Raw genomic sequence first — 26,464 nt, 5'->3', positions numbered from 1 at the left:
GGGGGAGGGTGAAGTTGAAAAAATTATTATTGATTGGATTAGCAGCTTTAGCTCCTATGGCGTTATTTGCTAGTAGTGAAGGTGCGGAAACAGATATTGTTCAAAGAACCGTTAACTTTATTATCTTTGCTGGAATTTTATGGTATTTACTTGCTGATAAAATTAAAGCATATTTTGCTGGAAGAACTGCGTCTATTCAAGCTGAGCTTGACAAAGTACAAGATTCTTTAAAAGCATCTCAAGATAAAGTTGAAGAAGCTAACAAAAAACTTGAAGAAGCTAAAGCTTTAGCAACAGAGATTGTTGATGGTGCAAAAGCTGATGTAGATTCAGTTAAGAAAAGAGTTTCTGATGCTGTAGATGCTGAAATCGCAAACTTAGAGAAAACTTTTGATGAAAGAATCAAAGTTGAAACATCAAAAACAAAGAGACAAATTGTTTCTGAAGTGCTTGATGAGCTATTAAGTTCAGATAATGTTTCTTTAACTCAAGATGAGTTAGCAAACATTGTTCTTAAGAAGGTAGCGTAATGAATGATTTAATAGCAAAAAGATATGTAAAAGCATTATTGGATGGTAGAGATGTAGAATCTGCAACTGCTATTTATAATGATTTAAAAACTATCTCAGCAGCTTTTGGTGATGAGAAGTTTAATTCAATACTTGCTTCTTCTGAAGTAAAAAGTACTGAAAAAGTAGAATTGGTTATTTCATTTTTAGAAAGCAGTTCTGATGAGTTGAAAAACTTTATTAAACTGTTAGGAACAAATAAAAGATTAGATCTAATTCCAGAGATTGTAACTGAATTAGAATCAAAAATCGCAAAAATGAATAATACATATACAGGTGTAGTTTATACTAACAAAGAATTAAGTAATGATTATGTTTCTTCAATTGAGAAACAATTTAGTCAAAAATTTGATGTTAAGTTGACACTATCACAAAATGTTTGTGATTATGATGGTATCAAAGTAGATATTGATTCTCTTGGTGTTGAGATTTCGTTCTCTAAAGAGAGACTTAAATCACAAATGATTGATCATATTTTAAAAGCAGTTTAGAATTTATAAAGGAGAAATTGAATGGGTGCAAAAATTCAAGCAGATGAAATTAGTTCTATCATAAAAGAGAGAATTGATAACTTTGAATTAAATGTAGATGTAAATGAAACAGGTAAAATCATCTCTTTTGCAGATGGTATTGCTCAAGTTTATGGTCTTAAAAATGTTATGGCTGGGGAAATTGTAGAGTTTGAAAATGGTGAGAGAGGTCTTGCTTCAAACTTGGAAGAGTCTTCAGTTGGTGTTGTTGTACTTGGATCTGGTGATGGTCTTAGAGAGGGTTCTTCTTGTAAAAGATTAGGAAAACTTCTAGAGACTCCAGTTGGTGAAGCAATGGTAGGAAGAGTTGTAAATGCTCTTGGTGATCCAATTGATGGTAAAGGTGCTATTGAGTCTTCAGAATCAAGATTCGTTGAGGAAAAAGCTCCTGGAATCATGGCTAGAAAATCTGTACATGAACCATTACAAACTGGTATTAAAGCAATTGATGCGCTAGTTCCAATAGGACGTGGGCAAAGAGAGCTTATTATTGGAGATAGACAAACTGGTAAAACTACAGTTGCTATTGATACAATTCTTAACCAAAAAGGTGAAGATGTTGTTTGTATCTATGTTGCAATCGGACAAAAAGCATCTTCTGTTGCTTCAGTAGTTAGAACACTAGAAGAGTCTGGTGCTATGGATTATACAATTGTTGTTAATGCTGGTGCTTCTGAATCTTCTGCATTACAATTCTTAGCTCCTTATACAGGTGTTACTATTGGTGAATACTTTAGAGATAATGGTAAACACGCATTAATCGTATATGATGATTTATCAAAACATGCGGTTGCATATAGAGAAATGTCTTTATTATTAAGAAGACCTCCAGGTAGAGAGGCGTTCCCAGGGGATGTATTCTATCTACACTCAAGATTATTAGAAAGAGCTGCTAAAATGTCTGACGAATTAGGTGCTGGGTCTATGACTGCATTACCAATTATTGAGACACAAGCAGGAGACGTTGCTGCGTATATTCCAACAAACGTTATTTCTATTACAGATGGACAAATTTTCCTTGAAACTAACCTATTTAACTCAGGTATTAGACCTGCAATTAATGTTGGTTTATCAGTATCAAGGGTTGGTGGTGCTGCACAAATTAAAGCTACTAAGCAAGTTGCTGGTACTTTAAAATTATCACTTGCACAATTTAGAGAGCTTGAAGCATTTGCACAGTTCGCATCTGATCTTGATGAATCAACAAGAAAAGAGTTAGAACTTGGACAAAGAATGGTTGAAGTACTAAAACAAGGTGTTAATAAACCATTAGTTATTGAAAAGCAAATTGTTATTATTTATGCTGGTACTAAAGGTTATTTAAATGATGTTGCTGTTGGTGATGTTGTTAAATACGAAGAAGAGTTACACACATTCATTGAACAAAAATACACTAATATCTTAGATGACATTAAATCTAAGAAAAAATTAGATGATGAAACAGAAACAGCATTAAAAGCTGCATTAGAAGAGTTTAAAACTGTTTTTAATGCTAAATAAGGATAGTCTATGGCTAACTTAAAAGAGATTAAATTAAAAATTGGAAGTGTTAAGAACACTCAGAAGACTACTAAAGCTATGAAGCTTGTATCTTCTGCAAAACTTACTAGAACTAGACAATTGTCTGAACAATCTAGAAGTTATGCTAAGAAGATAAACCAAGTACTTTCTGAGATCGCAAACAGAGTTAGCAATGTTCAAGATGGTGGTAATAGCAATAAAGCTTTTATCCCTGTTGAGAATCCAAAAACTGTAGATTTAGTTTTTGTAACTGCTGACAAAGGTCTTTGTGGTGGTTTTAACATGGCAACAATTAAAACAGTTAGTAAACTAGCAGCTGAGTATAGATCAAAAGGTGCAACTGTAAGATTTAGAGTGGCTGGAAGAAAAGGTGTTGATTATTTTACTTTCCAAGGTGAAGAATTAACTCAAAAAGTTTCAGACTTATCTTCTGCTCCTGATTATGACAGAGCTGCTGAGTTTATTGGTGAAGTTGTTAAAGATTTCCAAAATGGTGAAACTGATAAAGTTATATTAGTTTACAATGGATTCTTAAACATGCTTACTCAAGAGATTAGAGTAACAGAGCTATTACCAATTAGTTTAGATAATGTTGAAGTTTCTGAAAATGAAACATCTATGTTAGAAATTGAACCAGATGATGATGAAGAAGTGTTAGAAGAATTAACAGGTAAATATATTGATTTCAATATGTATTACTCATTAATTGATTCTTTAGCAGCTGAACACTCAGCTAGAATGCAAGCTATGGAAGCTGCAACTAATAATGCTAAAGATAGAGTAAATTCTTTAACTGTAGAATATAATAAAGCTAGACAAGCTGCAATTACAACAGAGCTGATAGAGATTATCAGTGGTGTTGAATCATTAAAATAATATAAAGGAGCTGCCCGTATGAAAGGTAATATTATTCAGGTAATGGGTCCAGTAGTTGACGTAGAGTTCGACGGATACTTACCAGAAATAAATGAAGCAATCGAAGTTACTTTAGCAGATGCTAATAAAGATAGATTAGTACTTGAGGTTGCTGCACACATTGGAGATAGCAGAGTTAGAACTATTGCTATGGATATGACAGAAGGTTTACAAAGAGGACAAGAGTGTGTTGCTCAAGGTGGACCAATTCAAGTTCCAGTTGGTGAAGCTGTACTTGGAAGAATTTTTAATGTAATTGGTGATCCAGTTGATGAGGGTGAAGCTATCCCTGAAGATACAACTAGATGGTCAATTCACAGAGCTGCTCCTACATTTGAAGAGCAATCTACTAAAACAGAAATGTTTGAAACAGGTATCAAAGTAGTTGACTTACTTGCTCCTTATTCTAAAGGTGGTAAAGTTGGACTATTCGGTGGTGCTGGTGTTGGTAAAACGGTTATTATTATGGAGCTTATCCATAATGTTGCATTCAAACACTCTGGTTACTCAGTATTTGCTGGTGTTGGTGAAAGAACAAGAGAAGGTAATGACCTTTACCACGAAATGAAAGACTCTAACGTACTTGACAAAGTTGCATTATGTTATGGTCAAATGAGTGAGCCTCCAGGTGCAAGAAATAGAATTGCCTTAACTGGTCTTACTATGGCTGAGTACTTTAGAGATGAAAAAGGTCTTGACGTACTTATGTTCGTTGATAACATCTTTAGATTTGCGCAATCAGGTTCTGAGATGTCAGCATTATTAGGAAGAATTCCTTCAGCGGTTGGTTATCAACCAACACTTGCTTCAGAAATGGGTAAATTACAAGAAAGAATTACTTCAACTAATAAAGGTTCAATTACTTCTGTACAAGCTGTTTATGTACCAGCGGATGACTTAACTGACCCGGCTCCTGCTTCAGTATTCGCACACTTAGATGCTACAACAGTACTTAACAGAAAAATTGCTGAAAAAGGTATCTACCCAGCAGTTGATCCACTAGATTCTACTTCAAGAATCTTAAGTGCAGATATTTTAGGTGAAGAGCACTACGGTGTAGCTAGAGGTGTTCAATCAGTACTTCAAAAATACAAAGATTTACAAGATATTATTGCAATTCTTGGTATGGATGAGTTATCTGAAGAGGATAAACTAGTTGTTGCTAGAGCTAGAAAAATTGAAAGATTCTTATCTCAACCATTCTTCGTTGCAGAAGTATTTACAGGTTCTCCTGGTAAATATGTTGAGTTAAAAGACACTATTGAAGGATTCAAAGGGATCTTAGATGGTAAATATGACGATATTCCAGAAATGGCATTCTATATGGTTGGTGGAATCGACGAGGTTTTAGCAAAAGCTGAAGGAATGAAATAATTAAAGGCGGCTTTATGGATACATTAAAATTATCGATAGTTGCACCAAATGGTCTAATTTTTAGTGATGATGTAAAGAGCGTAACTCTTCCTGGAAAAGAGGGTGAGTTTGGTGTCCTTCCTGGACACGCGTCTTTAGTATCTTCATTAACAGTTGGCGTAATTATTATAGAAAAAGCAGGTTCAACTGATGCAGTAGCAATTAACTGGGGACACGTAAAAGTTTCTGAAAGCTCTGTAGATGTTTTAGTTGATGGAGCAGTTGCACTTACTTCAGGTGCTGACTCTGAAATCGCTAAAAATATTGAAGCTGCAAAAGACTTAGTAAACTCTGTTAAAGATGCAAATGTATCATTAGCAGCAGTAGAAGCTAAAATCAACTCATTCGCATAGAAATTAGTGTAGATGATTGATACAGCTTTAAATTATTTAAATAATGGCAGTGCAATAACACTTTTAGTGTTATTGACACTATCATTTTACTTCATTATATGTTTCTGGCTTTTTATTTATAGATTTTTATCTTTAAAATCTTTAATATTTAACGAAAGAAAATCTTTAGATGATTTAACATCTAGAAGTTCTACAATTAGTCCAATGTCTTCTTTAAATAAATGTTCAAATTCTGTTCATACTAAAGAAATATTACACGCATGTGAGATTAATATTATAAAAGATGCAAGTAGTGGTATTACTTGGTTATCTATTATTGCATCAACATCGCCATTTGTTGGTCTTTTTGGTACAGTTGTAGGTATATTGGAATCTTTTGCAAAGTTTTCAAATGAATCAAAAGTTGGATTTTCTGTTATTGCTCCTGCAATAAGTGAAGCATTAGTTGCAACAGCAGCTGGTATTTTTGTAGCTATTTTTGCTTATACTTTTCACCAAATATTAGTTAGAAAAGTTTATGAGTTAAATACTTACTTGAAGGCACAATCACAAATTTTAATTGCTAAAGGTTAAGAGTGTACGATTACAATCAAAAACCTGATTTAAATATTACACCATTGGTTGATATTATGCTAGTACTTTTAGCAATCTTAATGGTTACTGCACCAGTAATTGAGTTTGAAGAACCAATTAATCTTCCAAAAGGAAGTGCTTCAAAACAGATTCAAGCAGTTAAAAAGATTGATATAGTAATTACAAAAAATAGAAAAATATTAATAAATAAAAAAAGATATGATTTAGAAAATTTTTCTGATAACTTTTTACTTTTTGCTAAAGGGCAAGATAGAAAAACTCCAATACATATTCGTGCAGAAAAAAGTTTAATATATGATGATATTATGCATGTTTTGAAATCAGTAAAAGAGGCTGGTTTTTATAAAGTTGCATTAATAACTGATGGGTGATTATGCAAGAAAAAGGTTACTTTTATCTAGCAGGCATTGTATCAGCTAGTATTTACTTATTAATCTGCTTATCTTTTTTAATTTATATTAATGCTCCAAAACCTAAAAAATATGATTCTAGTAAAACAACAGTTTTAGAGTTAGATTTGATTTCTACAAAATCAGAAAAAAGAAGTGCAGCTCCTAAAACCCAAAAAAAAGCTCAAGAGGTAGTTAAAAAATCAACTTCGCGTTCTGCAAAACAAAAAGCAGATTTTAAATCTTTATTTGCAAATGTAAAAACAACGGCAAAAAAGGTTGAAGAAAAAGAGGTAAATGCTGTAAAAGAATCTTTAGATCCTAGTAGATTTAAATCAAAATTTCAAAAACAAAAGAAAACAGATAATAGTACAGTTTCAAAATTATTAAAAGATGTTAAAACAACAACTAATCTTCCATCAAATAGTTCAACTTCAAATGGTGAAGAGGATGAATATTTCTCAAAAATAAAAGAGATATTATGGCAAAGATGGAATCCAAAACTATTAGAATCAGGTCTTGTAGTAAAAGTTCTTGTAATGATTTCAAGTAGCGGTCAATTTGATTATAGAATAATGAAATATTCAAATGATCAACGTTTTGATGAATCATTAAAAGAGTTTTTGGAATCTCAAATAAGTGAGCAATTTCCTAGACCTAAAATTAATTCAAAAGTTGATATTATTGTGAACTTTAAATCAGAAGGATAGATAAATGAATAGATTTTTATTTTTAATTATAGCTTTTACTACTTTTTTATTTGCAGCAGATGCAGAACTTGATATTGTTAAAAAAAGTACAAATTTACCAAAAATTGAAATTTCAGTTGCACCAGGTGCTATGAATAAAGTGTTGACTAATAAAGTTAAACAATTAGTTGAAAAAGACTTAAAAATAAGTGGACATTTTGATGTTATAGATTCTGTAGAAGTTACAGGTTTTAATAAATTACCTAATATGTTGGCACTTTCAAATAAAGGAACAGATTTATTTTTAAATATTAGTTCAAATGTAAGTGGATTTGGTGGATATTCAGTAGATTTTAAATTATTTGATATAAATTCTAAACAGCAAATTTTATCTAAAACTTTGTCTACATCAAAAGAGGATAGATATCCTTTTTTAGCTCATAGAATTGCTATTGCTGTAAATAAGCATTTAAATGCACCATCTATTGATTGGATGGATAAATTTGTAATATTTTCTTTATATAAAGAAGCAAAAAAAGCAGATATCTTTATTGCAGATTATACACTTAGTTTCCAACAAGCTGTTATTAAAGGTGGATTAAATATTTTCCCTAAATGGGCAGATAAAAAGAAAGGTGATTTTTACTACACTACATATGATAATGGGATTCCTACATTAATAAAAACTAATTTATATAATAGAAAAAAAGAAGTTATAATGAAAAGTGAAGGTATGGTTGTAGCATCAGATGTTAGTAGTGATAAAAGAAAATTATTAGTTACTGCTAGTCCAGATTATCAACCAGATATTTATCTTTTTGATACTCAAAGAAAAACAAAAACAAGATTAACTACATATAAGGGAATTGATGTTGGTGCACATTTTGTTGAAAATGATTCTAAAATTGTTTTTGTCTCTGATAGATTAGGTTATCCAAATATTTTTGCTAAAAAAATAGGAAGTAGAGGTGTTCAAAGACTTGTTTATCATGGAAGAAATAACTCTTCTGCAACTACATATAAAGATTATGTAGTTTATACAAGTAGAGAAAGAGATAATGAGTTTGGATCTTATACTTTTAATCTTTTTCTTATGTCAACAAAAAGTGATTTCTTAGAAAGATTAACTGCAAGCGGAAGTAATCAGTTTCCAAAATTTTCAGAAGATGGTGAATCTATCATATTCTTGAAAAATATGAAGGGTAGAAGTTCTATTGGTATAATTAGATTAAATCAAGGTAAATCTTTCCTTTCACCTTTAAAAAATGGAAAAATCCAATCAATCGATTGGTAATATTATAAACTAACAAAAAAAACTTACAAAAATATCCTAGTTTCTATATAATTTCACAAAGGAGTTATTATGAAACTAGGAATATCATCTTGCCTACTAGGTACTATGTGCCGATATGATGGCGGTCATTCACGAGATAGATTTATTGTTAATGAACTTTCAAACTATTTTGAGTTTGAAGCATATTGTCCTGAAAGATTAGTGTTTCCAACTCCAAGACCTGCAATAAGATTAGTAAGAAGTAATGGTGAAGTAACAGTTAGGACAACTAATGATAATAAAGATGTTACAAATACAATTACTGAAATCTCAAAAGAGTTAGCAAAAAATATTGAAGATAACCAATTATGTGGTTTTATTCTGAAATCAAAATCTCCAACATGTGGAATGGAAAGAGTTAAAATCTATCCAGATAAAAAAAATGGACAAAGTGAAAATGTTGGAGTTGGAGTTTTTGCAAAAGAGTTAAAAGAAAAATTTCCTTTATTACCAATTGAAGAAGAGGGTAGATTAGGAGACCCTTGGTTAAGGGAGAATTTTTTAATGCAAATATTTGCATATAAATCATTATTTGAATTTTTAGAATCAAAGCCTACAATTAATGATTTAGTTGAGTTTCATACTTCATATAAGTATTTAATTTATTCAAAGTCTCATAATTCCTATAAAGAATTAGGAAATATAGTTGCCAATAGAGATAAAAAATCTTTAGAAGTAATATTACTTGAGTATAAGAGGTTGTTTTTAGAAACAATTGCACAAAAAGGGACTATTAAAAATACTTACAATGTTTTACTTCATATCTATGGGTATTTCAAAAAAGTTATCTCAAAAGAGGAAAAAGATGAGATTTTAGAAACACTTGAAGATTTTAAGAAAGGTATTATTCCCTTAATAGCTGTAATAAAAATCATAAAGCTTTATACAAAAAAATTTGATATTGAGTATTTAAAAACACAAGTATTTTTAAATCCATATCCAAAAGACTTAGCATTGCGATCTAAAGTTGAGGCATATAAATGAAACAGATATTATGGTTTAGAAGAGATTTAAGAGTTGAAGATTCAGCTCTATTAGAAAATGCCAAGGGTGAAGTTTTACCAATATTCATATTTGATGAAGAGATATTAAAATCTTTACCTGCTGATGATAAAAGAGTTACTTTTATTTATCAGTCTGTAATTGATTTAAAATTAAAACTTTTAAAAATGAATTTAGATTTGGCTATTTTTTATGGAAAACCTAAAGAGATATTTTCAAAATTAAAAAAATTTGGTTTTGATGAAGTCTTATGCTCAGTTGATTTTGATTCTTATGCAAAAAAAAGAGATGATGAGATAGACAAAATAATTCCTTTAAAAAGATTCATTGATTCTTTTATACTAGATCCTTCAAAGCATTTAAAAAATGATGGAACACCTTATAAAGTTTTTACTCCATTTTATAAATCATTGAACCTATTAACTCAATCAAATCATATAGAACAAAGGGCTATTTCTGATAATATACTTTTATACCCTTTTGCTTATATTGAAGTTCCTACTTTAGAGAGTATGGGGTTTAAAACTGCTACTTTACCTGAAATATTAACTAAAGGTGTTAAAAAAGTATTAGAAGAGATTCCTAAAAAATTGAGTAATTATAAAGAAGACAGAGATTTCTTCTATAAAGATGCAACTTCAAATCTATCTGTTTTTTTACGTTTTGGTATTATTTCTCCTATTATGGTATTTAATTATGTAAGAAATATGAAAGATAGTGAGTTTTTTATAAGAGAATTGTTTTGGAGAGAGTTTTACAATTATATTTTATTTCATTTTCCTAATTCTGAATTTGACAATTTTAGTGGGATTGATATTAACTGGAATGAAAATGAAGATGATTTTATAAGATGGTGTGAAGGAAATACAGGAGTTCCAATTATTGATGCAGCTATGAGACATTTAAATGAAACTGGTTTTATGCATAATAGATTAAGAATGATTGTTGCTTCTTTTTTAACTAAAAATTTATTTATTGACTGGAAAAAAGGTGAAAAGTATTTTGCTTTAAAGTTATTAGATTATGAAGCTAGTTCAAATATAGGTTCATGGCAATGGGGAGCAAGTACAGGAGCTGATGCCGCACCATATTTTAGAGTCTTTAATCCTTATACCCAATCAAAAAAATTTGATGAAAAAGGGATTTTTATCAAATCAGTTATTAAAGAGTTAAAAGATTTGGATTCAAGATTGTTTCATATAGAAAATGGTGTGCATTCAGACCTATTCCTTTCATATCCTAAAGCTATGGTTGATATATCATTATCAAGAAAAAGAGCAATAGAAAAATTTAAAGAGGCTAGAAATGAAACTTTATGATTTAGCTGTTGTTGGCTCAGGTATAGGTGGAAGTATGATTGCCTCACTAAATAAAGATAAAAATACAATAGTTTTTGAAAAAGATAAAAATCTTGGAGGATGTGCTAGTACCTATAAAAGATATGGCTCATATTTTAATACAGGGGCTACAACATTTGTAGGTTATGAAGATAATCATCCTATAAAAGATATTTTTGATAAGGCAAATTATAAACCAGATATTATTAAAAGTGAAGTTGCTATTAGAATAATACAAAATAAAAAAATAATAGATAGGGTTAAAGATTTTGATAGATTTTTAGAAGATATAAATAAAGCATATCCAAATAAAAATAATAAAATCTTTTGGCAAAAGATTAAAGATATTGATGAAAAATTTTGGCAATTAAAAAAGCTCTTCTATTCAAAATACTCATTAAATGCATATATAAAAACAGCAAACTCTTTTATAGAGCTTTTTTTTAACTTTAATACATATACATTTAAAAGTGCAAAAAGTTTTATAAAAGAGATTTTAGGTGATATCTCTAAAGAGTATCAAGATTTTATTGATGCCCAATTACTAATTACACTTCAAACTACTTCAAAAGAGATACCAGTATTATCTTTAGCTTTGGGATTAGCATATCCATTTCATGATGTTTTTTATGTAAATGGTGGAATGGGAAGTTTATTTGAAGGATTGTTAAAAGATATTGAGCTAAAAAGAAAAGAACAAATCATAAAAGTAATAAAAGAAAAAGATAAATATAGACTCATATCAAAAAAAGATGAATATTTAACTTCAAATTTAATTTTAAATTCAACTGTATATGATAGTGCAAATTTATTTGAAGATAAAAAGATTCAAGAATATTATCAGCAATTCACTTTTAATAATCAAAGTGCCTTTGTTATAAATTTTAATTTACAAACTAGTGAAGAACCTCTTCATCATTATCAAATAATTTTAGATTCACAGATTCCAAATACAATTTCCAACTCTTTTTTTATCTCATTTTCTTCAAAAGATGACAAAGTGATGAGTAAAAATGGTTATAGCGTTACAATATCAACACACACAAATGCTACTTATTGGGAAAATATAAATAAAGATGAATATATAAAACAAAAAGCTGTTTGTGAAGAATTTATTATAAACTCTTTTTTAGAACATTTTGAGAATATTAATAAAAAAGATATAATTAATATATCAAGTGCCACTTCAAAAACTTTTAGAAGATATATAAATAGAGCAAATTGTGGTGGAAATGCAATAACAATTAAAAACATACTTAATTTACCAAGTTGTACAACTCCTTTTAAAGGTTTATATAATGTGGGAGATACAATTTTTGCTGGGCAAGGTTGGCCTGGGATTGCAATTGGTGTGAAAGTATTAAATGAGGAATTAAATGGATAGTGTAAAGTTGAAAATTTCTTATAAAGATTGGCTTTATATTATTTTAATTGGTGCACTTTTTGGATTTTTAATATCTTTTTTCTTTTTATTTTTAGATAAAAGTTTACGTGGGATAAGTACAGTAGTTTTTAGCACATGTAGTGCAATTAGTATCTCTTTTTTTGCTTTTATTTTTATAACTTTATCAAACGAATTAGTTTTACCAAAAATCAAAGAGAAATTTTGGATACTTATGAGTTTTATTTTCTCTTTTCTTTCAGGGTTTTTAGGTTTTTGTTTTAATTATTATTTATTTAGTAAAACTGATTTTACGATTATTGAGTATATCTCAGATTTTTGGTTTTATATAAGTATTATAAGTGGTTTTTTAACCTTTTTAATTGGTTTGATTCTTCATCAGTTTATAGCAATGAAATATAAAAATGAGAGTATAAATAGTGAAATTTTAGAGAGTAAAATAAAAGCATTAGAGAGTGAATTAAATCCACATTTTCTTTTTAATGCACTAAATTCCATATCAGAACTAATCTATCTTGATAAACAAAAAGCAGAAAAAGCAACATTAGATTTATCCAAATTTTTAAGAAATGCTATAAATAAAGATAGCTTAATACCATTAAAAACTGAACTTGAGATGGTAAAAACATATGTTGGTATTGAAAATATTAGATTTGATAATAATATTGAGCTTATAATTATTTCAAATATAAAAAATAAAGAGATAATAGTACCTAAATTTTCTATACAACTTTTGGTTGAAAATGCTATAAAACACGGATATGACTCAAAAAAGTTAAATATTGAGATAAAAATTGATAATGATACTATTATAGTACTAAATAACGGTAAAATAAGTGAAAAGCTTATATTTGGTACAGGACTTAGTAATTTAGAGCGAAGATTAGTTTTATTAAAAGTTGGAAAGTTAAGCTACAATACTAAGAATGATAAAATGAACTTTGTTATAAGTTTGGAGGGAAAATAGTTTGAAAGTATTAATTGTAGATGATGAAAAATTAGCTTTAAGTAGATTAAAAAGACTTTTAACTGAACAAGGAATAGATGATATAGTAGAGTGTGATTCTCCTATTAAAGCTATTACAGAAGTTGCTAAACAAAAAATAGATATAGCTTTTTTGGATATCTCTATGCCTTCAATGAGTGGTTTAGAATTGGCAAATAATCTTTTAGATATTAATCCAAATATTTTTATTGTATTTCAAACAGCTTATGAAGAGTATGCTTTAGAAGCATTTGAGTCAGGTGGAATGGGCTATATCCTAAAACCTATATCTAGTGAATCTATAAAAAGAAGTCTTGATAAAATATATAAATATACAAATGCAAAAGTTGATGAAACAAAAAAAATTGTTGCAAAAAGAGGAAATAAAATCTATTTGATAGATATTAATGATATATATTATATAAAAGCTGATTTAGATGAAGTGATAATAAAAATCAAAAATGCAGATGCTTACTTAAGAAAAAAAATTGGTGATATGGAAAATATATTAAAAGATAAGAATTTTTTTAGAGTACATAGGTCATATATAGTAAATGTGGATAAAATAAAATCAATGCAAAGTGTAGAACAATCAAAACTAGAGATTAGTTTTGAAGATATTGATGATGTTGTTACAAGTTCAAAAGATGGTGCAAAGGAATTTAGAGAATACATAGAAAGCCGAACACTTTAAGTATTAACTTACAGAAAAGATATACTAAATTATTTGGATAGATATATAATAAAATAGACCTAAAAAAGGAGTTTATTATGAAAACAATAGCAATAACAGGTTCAAGCGGATTTGTAGGAACAAGTCTTAAAAACTTTTTTTCAAATATAGGTTTTGAGGTAAGAGGAATAAAACGTGAAGAGTTAAAAGATTCAAAAAAACTTATTGATATAGTAGAAAATTCAGATTTTATTATAAATTTAGCTGGAGCAAATATTATAAATAGATGGACTGATTCATATAAAAAACTTCTTTATACAAGTAGAATAGATACAACAAAAGCTTTAGTTGAAGCTATGAAAAATGCAAAAGTAAAACCTGAGTTATTTATTTCAACTTCTGCTGTAGGAATATATAATAATAAAGCCTGTTTTAAAGAAGAAAATACAGAATACTCAGATGATTTTTTAGCTAAGGTATGTAAAGAGTGGGAAAAAGAAGCATTAAAAGCCAATGAAATTGGAATACGAACAGCAATCTTTAGATTTGGAATTGTATTGGGTCATGGTGGTGCTTTAAGTAAAATGTTACCTGCTTTTAAATTTGGTTTAGGGGGAAATATTGGAGATGGACAACAATATTTCTCATTTATTCATATTGAAGACTTATTAAGAGCATATAATTTCCTATATGAGAATAAAGATTTAGATGGAGTATTTAATCTAACTGCACCAATATCAACTACAAATGAAGGGTTAACAAAAGCTTTAGGAAAGGTTCTTCATAGACCAACATTTTTCACAGTTCCAGAGTTTGTATTAAATCTTGTATTTAGTGAAGGTTCAAAGGTTTTAACTGATGGACAGTGTGCAATACCGCAAAAGCTCTTAGATAGTGGATTTAAATTTAAATACGCATCAATAGAAAATAGTTTAGAAAACTTGGTTGTATAAATCATGAAAAGATTTGAAAAAAGTATTATTTTAAACTGCTCCTTACAAGAGTTATTTGATTTTCATTTAGATCTTAATAATTTAAAAAAGATTACACCTTCTAATATGAAAGTCATTTTACTTAATGAAGTATCAAAAGTAGAAACAGGTACTATTTTAAAAATAAAAAGTATAAAAAATTTTATACCGACATATTGGGAAGTTGAGATAAAAAAAATGGATTCTCCTAATATATTAGTTGATTATGCAATAAAATCACCTTTTAAATACTGGGAACATTCTCATATCTTTATTAAAAGAGGAAATCAAGTTGAATTAAAAGATGTAGTTGTTTATCAATTACCTTTTGGAAAATTTGGAAAATTATTTGATTTTTTTATAAAAAGAGAATTAGAAAATATGTTTGAGTATAGGCATCAAATAACAAAAAAAATATTGTCTTCCAAAAAACAAGATTAATTAACATTTTATTTCTACTAAAAAAACAGCTTTTTATATATGCTTTTTTAAAAAAGGTAACATATGAAAAAAGCTGTTGTATTGATGAATATGGGTGGTCCCAATAATTTAGATGAAGTAGAAGTATTCTTAAAAAATATGTTTAATGATAAATATATTATTGGTGCTCCTCAACCTATTAGAGCTTTAATATCATTTATAATTATTAGTATGAGAAAAAATGAAGCAAAAAACAATTATAAATTGTTAGGTGGAATCTCACCTATAGTTGGAAATACAAAAAGACTAGTTAGAAGATTAGCAAAAAGATTACAAAATATTGATGTATTTTATGAGATGAGATATACGCCACCATTTGCTAGTGAAGTCATATCTAAATTAGAAGATTATGATAGAGTCTTTGCAATTCCAATGTATCCCCATTATTCTTCAACTACTACAAAGTCATCTATTGAAGACTTTAGAAAATATGCAAAAAAGGCAAACTTAAAAGCAGAAATTAAAACTATAGACTATTACTATCATAATACAAGTTATAACAAAGCAATTGTTGAACGAATAAAAGAGGCTTTAAAAGATGATAGTGCAGAAGAGTTTGAATTAATATTTTCTGCTCATGGTTTAACCCAAAGAACTATAGATAAGGGTGATCCTTATCAAGAGCATATTTTAAAAAATGTAGAGTGTGCAAAAAAAGAATTAAAAAATCAGAATATAAATTTTAAAAATATACATGTTGCTTATCAGTCAAGAGTAGGGGCAATGGAATGGTTAAGACCATATTTAGAAGATAAATTAGAAGAAATTAAAAAATCGAAGAAAGTTTTAATATATCCTATATCTTTCACAGTAGATAATTCAGAAACTGATTTTGAATTAGATATAGAGTATAAAGAAGTAGCTGAAATACAAGGTTTTGAAGACTATAGAGTAGCAAAAGTTGTAAATCATAACAGTTACTTTTTGGATACATTAGAAGAAATTATAACTAGTCTTGATATTTAAGTAATTGCCGATTAAGTTTAACTTTTGTAAAATCTAAGCAAAATTTATTAAAGGAAAGCAAATTATGAAAAAGTTAAGCATTTACGCTTTTTTAGTTGCAGCTGTACTTTTTACTGGTTGTAGCCAAAAAGAAGTTGAAGTTACTAATGAACCGGCACCACAAAACTCTGAGAGTGCTTTAAATAATGTTGAAGAAACAAATGTACAACAAGAGGTTGTAAATGATGAATTGTTAGAAAAAGCTGACAATGGATACTATTATACAATAAATGGTGAAAAAGTTTTCATTGAAAACATCTATTTCGCTTTTGATAAATATGATTTATCAAGTGATATGAAAGAAGTTGCAAAAGCAAATGCTTCTAAATTAGCAGCTGTTCAAGCTGGTACAACTATCAAAGTTGAAGGTAACTGTGATGAGTGGGGAACTGATGAATATAATTATGCTTTAGGTTTAAAAAGAGCAAAAGTTGTTAAAGACTTTTTAGTTATGGATGGTATTTCAGAATCAGCAGTAACAGTTGTAAGTTTTGGTGAATCAAATCCAGCTTGTACTGAGAAAAACTCTGCTTGTTGGCAAAAAAACAGAAGATCTGAACATAAATTAGTTAAATAATAATTGATGTATAAAATTTTATTTATTACTCTTTTTATCGCTAGTACTTTTTTAAAAGCTGAAGAGATTTCAGCTTTTGGTGCTGGCGATTTAAATTCAAAAAATCCTTATGGATTAACTTCTACCGAAAAAAATATTTTAAATAACAAAAAAACACTTGGAACAATCGATTCTAAAGTAAAAGATGTTAAATTATCACTAGAATCTATAAGTGAAAGAATTGATGGTTTGGAATCAATCTATGAAGGTGATTCTCAAAAATTAAATGGTTCAGTATTAAAAATTAATGAAATAATTAAAAATGTTGAAGAAAATTCAACTTTATCTGAAAAACATACAAATGACATTGCAGACTTAAAAAATGTAATGGCACAAATTTTAACAATGCAAGAAGACTTTTCAAAAAGTTTAGAAAATCTTAAAAAAGCAGTTTCAAAAATATCAACTAATGTTAGTAAAATAAATAATAGTTATATCTCTGATAAAGAGTTTAAATCAAATATGAATCAATTTATTACTAGAGCTGAATTTGAAGCTTTAAAAAAATCTTTAGGAATTCAAACTAGTGGTAAAAGTACAGCTAAGAGTAAATCTAATAAGGTACTATCACAAAAAGATAATGGTGAGATCTTAGATGAAGCAATTGCCTTGTTTAAGAAGGATTATTTTACAAAAGCAATACCAATGTTCGAACACTTGGTAGCTGAAAACTATAAGCCTGCTACAAGCAATTTTTATTTAGGTGAAATGTGGTATTACAGAAAAAAATATGATGATGCAATTTCATATTTTAAAACTTCGGCAATGTTATATGATAAAGCTTCATACATGCCAAAGCTTCTACTACATAGTGCTATATCTTTTGAAAAAATAAAAGATTTTAGTAATGCAGCTAATTTTTATAACTCTTTAATTGATATCTATCCAGATTCTAAAGAAGCTAAAGTAGCTGTTAAAAATTTAGCAAATATAAAATAAAATTAATAAAAGGAATAATATGTCAAAAGTAATTGGTTTTGAATATAGTTTAAAAGATGCAAATTCAGGTGAGCAACTAGACTCAAATGTTGGTGCAGCACCATTAGAGTTTGTTTCAGGAAAAGGTCAAATTATTGCAGGTTTAGAAACTAAACTTGTTGAGATGGCAGAAAATGAGTCTGCTGATGTAATGGTTCAACCTGCTGATGCTTATGGTGAGTACAATGAAGAAGCAATGCAAACTCTTCCAAAAGAGCAATTTGCTGGTATTGAATTAGCTGAAGGTATGACTTTATATGGTCAAGGTGAACAAGGTGAAACAGTTCAAGTTACTGTAAAATCTTTTACAGATTCTGATGTTACAATTGATTATAATCATCCAATGGCTGGTAAAACTTTAATGTTCTCTGTAACTATTAAATCTTTAAGAGATGCAACAGAAGAAGAGATCCAAACTGGTGTTGTTGGTGGAATGGCAGCAATGGGTGGTTGTTGTGGTGGCGGTGGCCACGGAGAAAGTGAAGGTGGTTGTTGTTCAAGTGAAGGTGGACACGATCATGGGCATTCTCACGGTGGTGGAGGATGTGGTTGTCACTAATCACAAACTAAATTTTATAAAAAGCCCAAAAGTATCCCTTTTGGGCTTTTTTATTTTATAGAATATAAAAAAATAGTATAATACTGCTCATTTTTAAACAATCAAATTATAAAGGGTAATGATATGAAGAAAGTTGCATTTATTTTTCCAGGTCAAGGAAGTCAGTCAGTTGGTATGGGAAAAGACTTCTTTGAAAATAGTGATATTGCAAAAGAGATGATCCAAAAAGCTAGTGATAGATTAAATATTGACTTTGAAAAACTACTTTTTGAAGAAAATGATAAATTAGGATTAACAGAATATACTCAACCTGCTATTTTATTAGTAAGTTCAATCGCAAATAAAATATTTAAAGATAAATGTGATATTCAGCCAGAGTTTGTTTTAGGACATTCACTTGGAGAGTTTTCAGCATTAGTTGCTGCTGGGGCTCTTGATTATTTAGATGCAATTGAGTTAGTACATAAAAGAGGTCAGTTTATGACTGAAGCTTGTTCAGATGGTGGAGCAGGGATGATGGCATTAGTTGGTATTGATGATAAAGTTGCAGAAGATATTTGTGAAGCTCAAAGAAAAGAGGGTAAACAAATCTGGCCAGCTAACTATAATCAAGATGGACAATTAGTTCTTGCAGGTATTAAAGCAGATTTAGAAAATTCAGTTGATATATTTAAAGAAGCTGGAGCAAAAAGAGCTATTGTATTAGATATGTCTGTTGCAAGTCATTGTGAATTACTTACAAGTGCAGTAGAAAATTTAAGACCATATTTAGATGAATATTTAAAAGATGAATTTTTACCAGTTATCTCAAATGTTACAGCAGAACAATATACTACTAAAGATGAAGCAATAGAGTTATTATCTTCTCAATTAACTAGTCCAGTTAAATATAAACAAAGTGTTGCAGCAAATGCTCAAAATGTTGATACATTTATAGAGTTTGGTAATGGAGTTGTTTTAAAAGGATTAAATAGAAAAATTTGTAAAGGTACACCAACACTAAATGTAAGTGATATGGCATCTTTAGAAAAAGTAATTGAAGAGGTAAATGCATAATATGAAAAAACTAGCAATAATGGGAGCAATGGAGGAGGAGATTGAACCTCTATTAGCTCATTTTGATAATGTAAAAGTTACAGATTTTGCAAAAAATAAGTATTATGAAGTAACTTATAATGGTTTAGAGATAGTTATTGCTTACTCTAAGATAGGAAAAGTATTTGCTAGTTTAACAGCTAGTACACTAATTGAGAAATTTGGATGTGATACACTTTTATTTTCAGGAGTTGCAGGTGCTATAAACCCAAAACTTAAAATTGGGGACTTAATCATTGCCGATAAATTATGTCAGCATGATTTAGATATTACAGCTTTTGGTCACCCTCATGGTTTTGTTCCTGGTGGAGATGTATTTATTGAAACGACAGAAAAACTAAGAGATATAGCAAAAGAGGTTGCAGTAGAAAACTCATTAAGTGTATTAGAAGGAACAATAGCAACAGGAGATCAATTTGTACACTCTGTTGAAAGAAAAGAATTTATAGAATCTACATTTAAAGCAGATGCACTAGAGATGGAAGGTGCAAGTGTTGCAGTTATATGTGATTCTTTAAGTGTACCATTCTTTATATTAAGAGCTATTTCAGATACAGCAGATGGTGGAGCTGATATAGATTTTGATGAATTTTTAAAATCTAGTGCAAAAGAATCAGCTGATTATCTTATCAAAATCGTTGATAAATTAAATAAATAGGTTAATTCCTATTTATTTGAAATTAATTTTATTTTATATAAAAAACATTAAAAAAACCAAAAAACTCACATAAACCCCCATAATAAAGCCACTCTAAGCCAGTTTTAAAATAATATCTTTAATAATATTAAAAATCTCAGTAAAAGAATTTAAAAATTTAAGCCAGAAATAAGAATAAACCCTTGACAAGTTTAAAAAAATCTATTATAATTCCCGTCCAATTTCAGAGGAACGACACAAAGTTTTGAAGAGATGGATGATCTTTAAAAACGAAGGTTTGTTAAGAGAATATAATCTTTATAAACCGAATATGATAAACAAAAATATAACAACAAGAATATAAGTAAATTATATCCTTGTCTATTTTAGAAACATAAAGCTAAGCTTTACAAATGAGATTTAATATTTGTTACATAAGTAATAAAATATAAGTCAGAGAATCAAATTTTTTATTATGGAGAGTTTGATCCTGGCTCAGAGTGAACGCTGGCGGCGTGCCTAACACATGCAAGTCGAACGAGAACGGACTTAAGCTTGCTTAAGTTGTCAGCTAAGTGGCGCACGGGTGAGTAATGTATAGTTAACCTGCCCTCTAGAAAGGAATAACAGATGGAAACGTCTGCTAATGCCCTATATGCCCATAATACAAAAGTATGCTGGGGAAACGCTTTAGTGCTAGAGGATGGGACTGTATGGTATCAGATAGTTGGTGAGGTAATGGCTCACCAAGTCAATGACGCCTAACTGGTTTGAGAGGATGATCAGTCACACTGGAACTGAGACACGGTCCAGACTCCTACGGGAGGCAGCAGTGGGGAATATTGCACAATGGAGGAAACTCTGATGCAGCAACGCCGCGTGGAGGATGACACTTTTCGGAGCGTAAACTCCTTTTATATAGGAAGATAATGACGGTACTATATGAATAAGCACCGGCTAACTCCGTGCCAGCAGCCGCGGTAATACGGAGGGTGCAAGCGTTACTCGGAATCACTGGGCGTAAAGAGCGTGTAGGCGGATAGATAAGTCAGAAGTGAAATCCTATGGCTCAACCATAGAACTGCTTTTGAAACTGTCTATCTAGAATATGGGAGAGGTAGATGGAATTTCTGGTGTAGGGGTAAAATCCGTAGAGATCAGAAGGAATACCGATTGCGAAGGCGATCTACTGGAACATTATTGACGCTGAGACGCGAAAGCGTGGGGAGCAAACAGGATTAGATACCCTGGTAGTCCACGCCCTAAACGATGTACACTAGTTGTTGCGATGCTAGACATTGCAGTAATGCAGTTAACACATTAAGTGTACCGCCTGGGGAGTACGGTCGCAAGATTAAAACTCAAAGGAATAGACGGGGACCCGCACAAGCGGTGGAGCATGTGGTTTAATTCGACGATACGCGAAGAACCTTACCTGGACTTGACATTTACAGAACTTTCTAGAGATAGATTGGTGTCTGCTTGCAGAAACTGTAGGACAGGTGCTGCACGGCTGTCGTCAGCTCGTGTCGTGAGATGTTGGGTTAAGTCCCGCAACGAGCGCAACCCACGTCGTTAGTTGCTAACAGTTCGGCTGAGAACTCTAACGAGACTGCCTACGCAAGTAGGAGGAAGGTGTGGACGACGTCAAGTCATCATGGCCCTTACGTCCAGGGCTACACACGTGCTACAATGGGGCATACAAAGAGCAGCGATACCGCGAGGTGGAGCAAATCTCAAAAATGCCTCCCAGTTCGGATAGTAGTCTGCAACTCGACTACTTGAAGTTGGAATCGCTAGTAATCGTAGATCAGCAATGCTACGGTGAATACGTTCCCGGGTCTTGTACTCACCGCCCGTCACACCATGGGAGTTGAACTCATTCGAAGCGGGGATGCTAAAGTAGCTACCCTCCACAGTGGATTCAGCGACTGGGGTGAAGTCGTAACAAGGTAACCGTAGGAGAACCTGCGGTTGGATCACCTCCTTTCAGAGAAGAGAAGTTGGATTCGTTTCTAACTTCCAAAGCTATCAAAGATAGCAAGTTTATCATGTTCGGTTTATAAAGATTATTTCAATAATAGGTGAAGAAAGGGCCTATAGCTCAGCTGGCTAGAGCGCTCGACTGATAATCGTGAGGTCCCAGGTTCAAGTCCTGGTAGGCCCACCATATAATAATCTGATTAGTATGTGGGGATATAGCTCAGCTGGGAGAGCGCCTGCCTTGCACGCAGGAGGTCAGCGGTTCGATCCCGCTTATCTCCACCATCTATTAAGAACAGATCAAGTTAAAAAGTTTGATAAAAAAATCAAATATAAGTTCAATAAAAGAATTGAATTTATATTTGACTTTTAAAGTCAAAATGATATTTAAAAACATAATGTTAAAGTCTTTAATTTTTTCGTTTAATAATCTTTCGTATGAAGATTGTTAAAAAAACAAAAAAATTTCATATCTAAAAATGATTATGTTAATAAAGAGATTTATTAATATAAAAAGTATAGATAGACACAACTATGTTATTGAAGTAAATTCAATAAGATAGTAGCCAAGGAATAATTATTCAAAAAAGGTAGAATAACGAAAGTTATTTTATTCTCAGAATTGGTCCCTTTAAAAATGCAAATTTTTAAAGGAGATTAAAAAGCTATAAAGGGCTAATGGTGGATGCCTAGACTGTAAGAGGCGATGAAGGACGTACTAGACTGCGATAAGCATCGGGGAGCCGTCAAGAGGCTTTGATCCGGTGATTTCCGAATGGGACAACCCAGCATGTTAAGCATGTTATCCTTTCGAGGAGGCGAACCTGGTGAAGTGAAACATCTCAGTAACCAGAGGAAGAGAAATCAATTGAGATTCCCAAAGTAGCGGCGAGCGAAATGGGATTAGGGCATTAAGTGATAGCATTTTAAATAGGTGAATTACCTGGAAAGGTAAAGCATAGAAGGTGAAACTCCTGTAACCGAAATTTTTAATGTGGTACTAGGCTTAAGAACGAGTAGGACGGAACACGTGATATTTTGTCTGAATATGGGAGGACCACCTTCCAACCCTAAATACTACTTACAGATCGATAGTGAACAAGTACCGTGAGGGAAAGGTGAAAAGTACCCCAGTGAGGGGAGTGAAATAGAACCTGAAACCATTAGCTTACAATCATTCGGAGCCCTATGATTTATCAGGGTGACGGACTGCCTTTTGCATAATGAGCCTGCGAGTTGTGGTATCTGGCAAGGTTAAGCCAAGTGTGAAGCCGTAGCGAAAGCGAGTCTTAATAGGGCGAATTAGTCAGATGCTGCAGACCCGAAACGAAGTGATCTATCCATGAGCAGGTTGAAGCTGGTGTAAGAGCTAGTGGAGGACCGAACCGGTAGGCGTTGAAAAGTCTTCGGATGACTTGTGGATAGGGGTGAAAGGCCAATCAAACTTCGTGATAGCTGGTTCTCTCCGAAATATATTTAGGTATAGCCTTATGTAGTAACATATAGGGGTAGAGCACTGAATGGGCTAGGGCTGCTTACCGCGGTACCAAACCCTATCAAACTTCGAATACTATATGCGTAATCATAGGAGTCAGGCGTAGGGTGATAAAATCCTATGTCGAGAGGGGAACAACCCAGACTAACAGCTAAGGTCCCTAAGTTACATCTAAGTGGAAAACGATGTGGAGTTACTGTGACAACCAGGAGGTTGGCTTAGAAGCAGCCACCCTTTAAAGAAAGCGTAACAGCTCACTGGTCTAGTGATTCTGCGCGGAAAATATAACGGGGCTAAGATGTACACCGAAGCTTTAGACTTGTACTTGTACAAGTGGTAGGAGAGCGTTCTATTCAGCGTTGAAGATGTACCGGTAAGGAGCGTTGGAGCGGATAGAAGTGAGCATGCAGGCATGAGTAGCGAGAATTAAGGTGAGAATCCTTAACGCCGAAAACCCAAGGTTTCCTACGCGATGCTCGTCATCGTAGGGTTAGTCGGGTCCTAAGTCGAGTCCGAAAGGGGTAGACGATGGCAAATTGGTTAATATTCCAATACCAACAAATAAGCGCGATGTGGGGACGCATAGAGTTAATCGAGGTCACTGATGGAAGTGTGGCTCGAAGGACGTAGGTTGTTACTTAGGCAAATCCGGGTAACGTTAGACCGAGATCTTACAGGCTCTTGACACTCTTCGGAGGAGATAGAGAATCGATGATACTGTCGTGCCAAGAAAAGCCACTAAGTATATTATTTGTTGCCCGTACCGTAAACCGACACAGGTGGGTGGGATGAGTATTCTAAGGCGCGTGGAAGAACCCTGGTTAAGGAACTCTGCAAACTAGCACCGTATCTTCGGTATAAGGTGTGCCTACCTCTGTATAGAGACTTGCTCTCGAAAGCGGAGAAGGTTGCAACAAAGAGTCCCTCCCGACTGTTTACCAAAAACACAGCACTTTGCTAACACGTAAGTGGATGTATAAGGTGTGACGCCTGCCCGGTGCTCGAAGGTTAACTGATGGAGTTAGCATTAGCGAAGCTCTTGATTGAAGCCCGAGTAAACGGCGGCCGTAACTATAACGGTCCTAAGGTAGCGAAATTCCTTGTCGGTTAAATACCGACCTGCATGAATGGCGTAACGAGATGGGAGCTGTCTCAACCAGGGATCCAGTGAAATTGTAGTGGAGGTGAAAATTCCTCCTACCCGCGGAAAGACGGAAAGACCCCGTGCACCTTTACTACAGCTTGACACTGTAGCTTGGATATTCATGTGCAGGATAGGTGGGAGGCTTTGAAACTTGGACGCCAGTACAAGTGGAGCCAACCTTGAGATACCACCCTTGAATATTTGAGTTACTAACTGCGAGAAGTTATCCTTCTTCAGGACAATGTCTGGTGGGTAGTTTGACTGGGGCGGTCGCCTCCTAAAAAGTAACGGAGGCTTACAAAGGTTAGTTCATGGCGGATGGAAATCGCCAGTTGAGTATAATGGCAAAAACTAGCTTGACTGTGAGACATACAAGTCGAACAGAGACGAAAGTCGGTCATAGTGATCCGGTGGTTCTGTGTGGAAGGGCCATCGCTCAAAGGATAAAAGGTACGCCGGGGATAACAGGCTGATCTCCCCCAAGAGCTCACATCGACGGGGAGGTTTGGCACCTCGATGTCGGCTCATCGCATCCTGGGGCTGGAGCAGGTCCCAAGGGTATGGCTGTTCGCCATTTAAAGCGGTACGCGAGCTGGGTTCAGAACGTCGTGAGACAGTTCGGTCCCTATCTTCCGTGGGCGTAGGAAAGTTGAAGAGATTTGTCCCTAGTACGAGAGGACCGGGATGAACGTACCACTAGTGTACCAATTGTTCTGCCAAGGGCATCGTTGGGTAGCTACGTACGGATGTGATAAGAGCTGAAAGCATCTAAGCTCGAAGCCAACTCTAAGATGAACTTTCCCTGAAGATCCCAGCAAGACTAGCTGGTTGATAGGCTAGATGTGTAAGCGTTGAAAGACGTTTAGCTGACTAGTACTAATAGATCGTTTGGCTTTTTTATATAATTTCTTGGTTTACTATCTTATTGAGTTTAACTCAGTATTGTGTTCAAGACGTTAGAGATAACGCAAAGACTTAACATTAATTTTTATAACTCATAAATGTGAGTAAAGAGATATATTTTTAAAATACTTTCTTTACTCATATTGCTGGTGGTTATAGCGAGGTGGAAATACCCGGCTCCATTCCGAACCCGGAAGTCAAGCACCTCTGCGCTGATAATACTGCAGGTTTCACTTGTGGAAACGTAGGCCGCTGCCAGCTCTTGAGTATTTAACAAGCTTCATTCAATTCAACATCGGTTGTATTTGATGAAGCTTTTTTTTTAGCCTCTTCTTTTACTCTGAATTCTTCGCTTATTATTACCTTCTATTTACTTGTTTCATTAGTTTTTATTTATTACTATAGTTATGTTTATTTACTCTTGAGGCTTTATATATTTTTTTAGGTGCTTTTTTACTTGTATTTTTATGTTCTTGCGGCTTTCTTTTATATTCTTATCATTTATTGCCTTTTTTACTTACTTACCTCTCTTTGCTCTTTATAGCTATATAATTGGCTTCTTATTCCTCTTAGCTCTTTTATTATATCTTTATGTGTTTCTTCTTTCTTTTTTAGCTCTTTACTGAATCTTGATAGTATATCTTTTATATCTTTTATATTTTTGTCAATAGTTTCCATAAAGTTCCTTTTGTAAATAAATTTTACTAATTGAAACTTAAATATAAATAATAATAAATTTTAGGATAAATGATTTTTATATTTCTATTAAGTATAAACTAAGTAAGTCAAGGTTAGAATTTCCAACTTAATTTATTGCCCGCATAGCTCCAACGGTAGAGCAATCCCATGGTAAGGGAGAGGTTACAGGTTCAAATCCCGTTGTGGGCACCATA

Annotated in this window: 24 protein-coding genes, 3 tRNA genes and 3 rRNA genes; 29 read left to right on the top strand and 1 reads right to left on the bottom strand. The window is 32.1% G+C overall.

Going from position 1 to position 26,464, the window contains the following annotated elements:
* Positions 1-14 precede the first annotated feature (14 nt).
* The 28 genes from ACKU3H_RS15160 (at position 15) to rrf (ending at position 25,832) form a co-directional block, all read left to right on the top strand.
* Positions 15-530, top strand: a complete 516-nt coding sequence (locus ACKU3H_RS15160) for a F0F1 ATP synthase subunit B (RefSeq protein ID WP_320034705.1) — start codon at positions 15-17, stop codon at positions 528-530.
* Positions 530-1,060, top strand: coding sequence for a F0F1 ATP synthase subunit delta (locus ACKU3H_RS15155; protein WP_320034704.1), 531 nt, complete (start codon positions 530-532; stop codon positions 1,058-1,060). The genes ACKU3H_RS15160 and ACKU3H_RS15155 overlap by 1 nt, the downstream gene beginning before the upstream one ends.
* 21 nt (positions 1,061-1,081) lie before the next feature.
* Positions 1,082-2,599 (top strand): F0F1 ATP synthase subunit alpha, encoded by a 1,518-nt coding sequence (gene atpA / locus ACKU3H_RS15150; protein ID WP_320034703.1) that lies wholly within the window; start codon positions 1,082-1,084, stop codon positions 2,597-2,599.
* Between the two features lie 9 nt (positions 2,600-2,608).
* Positions 2,609-3,496, top strand: coding sequence for an ATP synthase F1 subunit gamma (gene atpG / locus ACKU3H_RS15145; RefSeq protein WP_320034702.1), 888 nt, complete (start codon positions 2,609-2,611; stop codon positions 3,494-3,496).
* Positions 3,497-3,514: 18 nt separating this feature from the next.
* Complete coding sequence (gene atpD / locus ACKU3H_RS15140; RefSeq protein ID WP_320034701.1) at positions 3,515-4,909, top strand: F0F1 ATP synthase subunit beta; 1,395 nt, start codon at positions 3,515-3,517, stop codon at positions 4,907-4,909.
* Between the two features lie 14 nt (positions 4,910-4,923).
* Positions 4,924-5,301 (top strand): ATP synthase F1 subunit epsilon, encoded by a 378-nt coding sequence (gene atpC, locus ACKU3H_RS15135; RefSeq protein ID WP_320034700.1) that lies wholly within the window; start codon positions 4,924-4,926, stop codon positions 5,299-5,301.
* Between the two features lie 12 nt (positions 5,302-5,313).
* The gene (locus tag ACKU3H_RS15130) at positions 5,314-5,874 is read left to right on the top strand and encodes a MotA/TolQ/ExbB proton channel family protein (protein WP_320034699.1); all 561 of its coding nucleotides are present in this window, start codon (positions 5,314-5,316) and stop codon (positions 5,872-5,874) included.
* Positions 5,875-5,876: 2 nt separating this feature from the next.
* Positions 5,877-6,266, top strand: coding sequence for a biopolymer transporter ExbD (locus ACKU3H_RS15125; RefSeq protein WP_320034698.1), 390 nt, complete (start codon positions 5,877-5,879; stop codon positions 6,264-6,266).
* A gap of 2 nt (positions 6,267-6,268) precedes the next feature.
* Positions 6,269-6,994 carry an energy transducer TonB gene (locus ACKU3H_RS15120; protein WP_320034697.1) on the top strand — a complete coding sequence of 242 codons (726 nt, stop codon included), beginning with the start codon at positions 6,269-6,271 and terminating at the stop codon, positions 6,992-6,994.
* A 4-nt stretch (positions 6,995-6,998) separates the two neighbouring features.
* A complete protein-coding gene (gene tolB / locus ACKU3H_RS15115) occupies positions 6,999-8,267 on the top strand; it encodes a Tol-Pal system protein TolB (protein WP_320034696.1) in 1,269 nt (422 codons plus the stop codon).
* 69 nt (positions 8,268-8,336) lie between these two features.
* A complete protein-coding gene (locus ACKU3H_RS15110; RefSeq protein ID WP_320034695.1) occupies positions 8,337-9,290 on the top strand; it encodes a DUF523 and DUF1722 domain-containing protein in 954 nt (317 codons plus the stop codon).
* Positions 9,287-10,627, top strand: coding sequence for a deoxyribodipyrimidine photo-lyase (locus ACKU3H_RS15105; RefSeq protein ID WP_320034694.1), 1,341 nt, complete (start codon positions 9,287-9,289; stop codon positions 10,625-10,627). The genes ACKU3H_RS15110 and ACKU3H_RS15105 overlap by 4 nt, the downstream gene beginning before the upstream one ends.
* Positions 10,614-12,029, top strand: coding sequence for an NAD(P)-binding protein (locus ACKU3H_RS15100; protein WP_320034693.1), 1,416 nt, complete (start codon positions 10,614-10,616; stop codon positions 12,027-12,029). Before ACKU3H_RS15105 ends, ACKU3H_RS15100 begins: the two co-directional genes overlap by 14 nt.
* Entirely contained in the window at positions 12,022-13,014 is a 993-nt protein-coding gene (locus ACKU3H_RS15095; protein WP_320034692.1) for a histidine kinase, read from the top strand. The genes ACKU3H_RS15100 and ACKU3H_RS15095 overlap by 8 nt, the downstream gene beginning before the upstream one ends.
* Before the next feature lies 1 nt (position 13,015).
* A complete protein-coding gene (locus tag ACKU3H_RS15090; protein WP_320034691.1) occupies positions 13,016-13,726 on the top strand; it encodes a LytTR family DNA-binding domain-containing protein in 711 nt (236 codons plus the stop codon).
* Positions 13,727-13,803: 77 nt separating this feature from the next.
* The gene (locus ACKU3H_RS15085; RefSeq protein WP_320034690.1) at positions 13,804-14,658 is read left to right on the top strand and encodes a TIGR01777 family oxidoreductase; all 855 of its coding nucleotides are present in this window, start codon (positions 13,804-13,806) and stop codon (positions 14,656-14,658) included.
* Between the two features lie 3 nt (positions 14,659-14,661).
* The gene (locus ACKU3H_RS15080; RefSeq protein ID WP_320034689.1) at positions 14,662-15,117 is read left to right on the top strand and encodes an SRPBCC family protein; all 456 of its coding nucleotides are present in this window, start codon (positions 14,662-14,664) and stop codon (positions 15,115-15,117) included.
* Positions 15,118-15,180: 63 nt separating this feature from the next.
* Positions 15,181-16,122 carry a ferrochelatase gene (hemH, locus tag ACKU3H_RS15075; RefSeq protein WP_320034688.1) on the top strand — a complete coding sequence of 314 codons (942 nt, stop codon included), beginning with the start codon at positions 15,181-15,183 and terminating at the stop codon, positions 16,120-16,122.
* Between the two features lie 64 nt (positions 16,123-16,186).
* A complete protein-coding gene (locus tag ACKU3H_RS15070) occupies positions 16,187-16,738 on the top strand; it encodes an OmpA family protein (protein ID WP_320034687.1) in 552 nt (183 codons plus the stop codon).
* Between the two features lie 6 nt (positions 16,739-16,744).
* Complete coding sequence (locus tag ACKU3H_RS15065) at positions 16,745-17,716, top strand: tetratricopeptide repeat protein (RefSeq protein WP_320034686.1); 972 nt, start codon at positions 16,745-16,747, stop codon at positions 17,714-17,716.
* 19 nt (positions 17,717-17,735) lie between these two features.
* Positions 17,736-18,314: a peptidylprolyl isomerase gene (locus tag ACKU3H_RS15060; protein ID WP_320034685.1), complete on the top strand. Its 579-nt coding sequence runs from the start codon at positions 17,736-17,738 to the stop codon at positions 18,312-18,314.
* A 123-nt stretch (positions 18,315-18,437) separates the two neighbouring features.
* Positions 18,438-19,370: an ACP S-malonyltransferase gene (gene fabD / locus ACKU3H_RS15055; protein ID WP_320034684.1), complete on the top strand. Its 933-nt coding sequence runs from the start codon at positions 18,438-18,440 to the stop codon at positions 19,368-19,370.
* Position 19,371: 1 nt separating this feature from the next.
* A complete protein-coding gene (locus tag ACKU3H_RS15050) occupies positions 19,372-20,067 on the top strand; it encodes a 5'-methylthioadenosine/adenosylhomocysteine nucleosidase (RefSeq protein ID WP_320034683.1) in 696 nt (231 codons plus the stop codon).
* 451 nt (positions 20,068-20,518) lie between these two features.
* A 16S ribosomal RNA gene (locus ACKU3H_RS15045) occupies positions 20,519-22,036 on the top strand.
* Between the two features lie 103 nt (positions 22,037-22,139).
* A tRNA-Ile gene (locus ACKU3H_RS15040) sits at positions 22,140-22,216 on the top strand.
* 22 nt (positions 22,217-22,238) lie between these two features.
* Positions 22,239-22,314, top strand: a tRNA-Ala gene (locus ACKU3H_RS15035).
* 373 nt (positions 22,315-22,687) lie between these two features.
* Positions 22,688-25,569: ribosomal RNA gene (locus tag ACKU3H_RS15030) — 23S ribosomal RNA — on the top strand.
* Between the two features lie 147 nt (positions 25,570-25,716).
* Positions 25,717-25,832 (top strand): 5S ribosomal RNA (rrf, locus tag ACKU3H_RS15025).
* The 16S, 23S and 5S rRNA genes sit together here with 2 tRNA genes alongside, the layout of an rRNA operon.
* A 252-nt stretch (positions 25,833-26,084) precedes the next feature.
* Here the strand turns inward: rrf and ACKU3H_RS15020 are convergent.
* Positions 26,085-26,249 carry a hypothetical protein gene (locus ACKU3H_RS15020; protein WP_320034682.1) on the bottom strand — a complete coding sequence of 55 codons (165 nt, stop codon included), beginning with the start codon at positions 26,247-26,249 and terminating at the stop codon, positions 26,085-26,087.
* Positions 26,250-26,386: 137 nt separating this feature from the next.
* On the opposite strand from ACKU3H_RS15020, the gene ACKU3H_RS15015 reads away from it, so the two are divergent.
* Positions 26,387-26,462: transfer RNA gene (locus tag ACKU3H_RS15015), tRNA-Thr, on the top strand.
* Positions 26,463-26,464 lie beyond the last annotated feature (2 nt).

The sequence above is a fragment of the Halarcobacter sp. genome, assembly GCF_963675975.1.
In the GTDB taxonomy this organism is placed as follows: Bacteria; Campylobacterota; Campylobacteria; order Campylobacterales; family Arcobacteraceae; genus Halarcobacter.
Note: the sequence above shows the minus strand (reverse complement) of the source record. Positions and strands in the feature narration are given on the sequence as shown.